Here is a 2,988-nt window from a genome sequence, read left to right on the forward strand (position 1 = left end):
CTCCGCCGGGTTTCAGCTCAGCACCCGCGCGCTGCTGGCGGAGCACTCGTTGAGTGCCCGCGAGTTCATCCGGCACACCGCGGGCATCGCGGCGGGCGGCCACCGACTCGTGTCGGGCACCCCGGAGCAGATCGCCGACGACCTGCAGGCGTGGTTCAACGCAGGTGCGGCGGACGGCTTCACGATCATGTACGCCGACACGTCGGTCGACTTCGAGCGATTCGCGCGACTGGTGGTGCCCCTGCTCATCCAACGTGGACTCGTCATAGCAGCCGAAGAAGGCGCCACCCTGCGTGAGCACCTCGCGCTGCCGATCCCCGAGCGGCGCCGTGCACCGCAGCGCGCCCGTCGCGCCACAGTTTGAGCGTCAACAAGTGGTTAGCGGCAATGCCGGGTCTGCGCTCCATTCTTCGAGCGAGCCGTCGTAGACCCGGGCGTGCTGAATCCCGATGGAGGACAGCGCGAGTGCGTTGGCGGTGGCGGAGATGCCGCCGCCGCAGTACACCAAGAGTTCATCGCCCAGGTCGAGACTGGGCGAGCACGCCAATGAGGCCCTTCGGATAAACTCATCGCAGCAGGACGAGGACCGAATCTTCCTATCCGCCAGCGCCTTACGGCCATTTCATGGACAATGACGAGGGCCAAGGAACTAGCCGTCGACCACTGAGCGCCGAACGCCGCAATCGAGGACACGAATCGGTCGTGTGAATGCCCTGATGATCGTCGGAGCTGAGACGGGGATGACGCGGCCTACGACGAAAAGTACCGTGTGTCATCGCCGGCTCGTCCCAGCCTCGGTGTTGATCGAGCCGTCTTCTGACACAGGTTGTGGCGCCTAGTCCTCGAGTTCGATGGTGGCGCCGAGGTTTTCGGCGATCTCTTCCACTATCAGCCGGCCCGGCCCGTCGTAGAGGGAGAATGCTCCGGGTCCGAAGAGTTGCCAACTGCCGCGCGCCGACGTGTAGCGCGGCCGGCCGTAGAGGACGGCCACTTCCACGGGGTCGTCGCCGGCGAGTTCGGCTTGGCGGGAGTGCCAGAGCAGTCCGTGCACCACTCTTGTGCCATGCGGCTGCCGCAGCACGGCGACGGCCAACGCCCGCGTGCACGGATAGTGCTCGGCGGAGGTGGCGACGATCGCGCTGCGCGGGAGGCCCAGCCGTGCGAGCTCGGGATTGCGCAGGTCGGCAACGACGGCGTCCGTGGGAGCACGCACGTGGGCTAGCAGCTTGCCACGTAGTTGACGCTCGTAAATTATCCTGGCGCTGGTCTTGTCGACGTCGTGGAACACCGTTTCAAGCAGAGCCGCCGTAGGCGTGGCCGCCAGGTACATGCTGGGCAGGCGCTCGCCGCCGAGAGGATCGTCGATGGGGGAAAAGCGGGTGTCGCCGTATCCCGGGTTGTGTTCGTCGTAGCCCCAGGTCGCATCGTAGACGCGGTACCACTCCGCGTCTTTGGGCATCGCGACGGTGCGCAGCCGCGGCAGGGTCCGCGCGACGGGGCAATGCTCGGGGTCAGGGCAGTCGAGCTCCTGGGGCGCAAACGTCATGCCGCGCCGCTAGGCGGCAGGTGCGGCGGCGAAGCGCTGCGCGGCGCGCAACACGCGGTGCGGGGAGGTGACGACCAGGCGTTCGGGAATTCCGCCGGACAGTAGCGCCGTCGGTGAGGTCAGCCACGTCCACAGTGTCCAGCCGCCCACCCCGGCACCGACGAGAGCGGTGAGGATCGGCTGCAGTTCGGGCCGCGGTTCACCTTGGGCGTCGAATTGAAAGGCCGGAATCAAGGTTCTGCCGTTGTAGGTGACGGTGAACAGGGCGTCGGCGTCCCTGCGGCGCGACAGCCAGGTCCGGGTGGCCGAATCACGCGCGTCCCCGCGTAGCTCGCGCAGGGTCGAGTAACTGAACACCGGAGTTCCCAGCAGGGCGTCCCGATGAGTGGCGAGTCGCTGCGCCTGCGCCAGCGAGGCCGGCGGGGTGAGTGGAATTCCGCGGGCCATCAACGTGTGCACCAGATCGGCGCGGACGATCGCGGTGTGATCGGCTTGTACTTCGCGGACGCGCTCCAACAGCGTCAGCGCCTCGGTAACGTGGCGGCGGCTGACTCCACGCAACTCCAGGTGATCGGAGCGCTCGGCGATGTCGTATCGCGAAGGAAGTGCATCCATGTAGCAAGTGTAGCGGATCAAATGGACTATAGCGTCCGCTACAGAGCTCCGACGCACTGTCATCGAGGCGGCGTTGGTGACGGAATCACGCGATCGCCCGGTGATCGTGTGATCGGGCGAGAGCGCACGGCACGATCGGGGTTCAACAACAGCGCCTCTCGAAGTGTCGTCGGGGCCGTCGGCGACGCCAGCCTTGAATGAGGCACATGCCTCCAGTGGTGTCCTGTTGTTGCGACATACACGCGGGTGCCTTTGGACCGCCGTCGCGAGGCGCCCGCATTGCCGCCATCGCCGATAACCGGTAGCATATGCGGTAGTAGAACCGGAAGTAGGGGAGGAACTCCCATGGCGGATACGTTGGAACGGGCCGTCGAGGCGAATGAGATCGTCGACGCCTTGAAATCCTTCGGCGTCACTCAGGTCGACGTCGCCGCGGTAACGCAAGTCTCCGACCGTGCGGTACGCGGGTGGCGTACCGGCGACATCCGCCCTGACCGTTACGACCGGCTCGCGCAGCTTCGTGACCTCGTCCTTTTGCTCTCAGACTCGCTAACCCCGCGAGGCGTTGGCCAGTGGCTGCACGCCAAGAATCGCCTCCTCGACGGCGAGCGCCCGGTGGACCTGCTCGCCGAGGACAACTACGAGAAGGTTCGCAGCGCGGCCGAAGGCTTTGTCGACGGCTCATACGTGTGAGTCTTGGCGACGCGGTCGCCACCGCACCGCGACGAAGGCTGACCGGCAGTTACTGGCACCAAGGCGCCACACGGCACCCGCTTACATCCTGTGCAGACCCCGCCCTCGGGCCTGGCCGCTACCACCGAGCCGGG

At 66.4% G+C, this 2,988-nt stretch carries 4 protein-coding genes and 2 pseudogenes; 3 read left to right on the plus strand and 3 right to left on the minus strand.

Annotated features, from left to right (window positions below; all coding sequences use genetic code 11):
* Positions 1–364, plus strand: a pseudogene (locus tag QOI01_RS13615) (LLM class flavin-dependent oxidoreductase); the annotation flags it as partial.
* Positions 365–367: 3 nt separating this feature from the next.
* Here the strand turns inward: QOI01_RS13615 and QOI01_RS13620 are convergent.
* The 3 genes from QOI01_RS13620 to QOI01_RS13630 form a co-directional block, all read right to left on the minus strand.
* Positions 368–547: a rhodanese-like domain-containing protein gene (locus tag QOI01_RS13620; RefSeq protein WP_526381708.1), complete on the minus strand. Its 180-nt coding sequence runs from the start codon at positions 545–547 to the stop codon at positions 368–370.
* 288 nt (positions 548–835) lie between these two features.
* Entirely contained in the window at positions 836–1,546 is a 711-nt protein-coding gene (locus QOI01_RS13625) for an RES domain-containing protein (protein ID WP_526381710.1), read from the minus strand.
* Between the two features lie 9 nt (positions 1,547–1,555).
* On the minus strand, positions 1,556–2,161 hold the full coding sequence (locus tag QOI01_RS13630; protein ID WP_526381712.1) for a hypothetical protein: 606 nt from the start codon (positions 2,159–2,161) through the stop codon (positions 1,556–1,558).
* Positions 2,162–2,506: 345 nt separating this feature from the next.
* Between QOI01_RS13630 and QOI01_RS13635 the strand changes: the two genes are divergently transcribed.
* On the plus strand, positions 2,507–2,854 hold the full coding sequence (locus tag QOI01_RS13635; protein WP_526381714.1) for a DUF2384 domain-containing protein: 348 nt from the start codon (positions 2,507–2,509) through the stop codon (positions 2,852–2,854).
* Positions 2,851–2,988: pseudogene (locus QOI01_RS13640) on the plus strand (RES domain-containing protein); the annotation flags it as partial. The gene QOI01_RS13635 and the pseudogene QOI01_RS13640, both read left to right, overlap by 4 nt.

This window comes from Mycobacterium sp., from assembly GCF_032162605.1.
In the GTDB taxonomy this organism is placed as follows: Bacteria; Actinomycetota; Actinomycetes; order Mycobacteriales; family Mycobacteriaceae; genus Mycobacterium.

What these genes read in the sequence shown, in the direction of transcription:
- QOI01_RS13625 (WP_526381710.1), bottom strand. Translation starts at nt 1,546, where the DNA reads ATGACGTTTGCGCCCCAGGAGCTCGACTGCCCTGACCCCGAGCATTGC.
- QOI01_RS13630 (WP_526381712.1), bottom strand. Translation starts at nt 2,161, where the DNA reads ATGGATGCACTTCCTTCGCGATACGACATCGCCGAGCGCTCCGATCAC.
- QOI01_RS13635 (WP_526381714.1), top strand. Translation starts at nt 2,507, where the DNA reads ATGGCGGATACGTTGGAACGGGCCGTCGAGGCGAATGAGATCGTCGAC.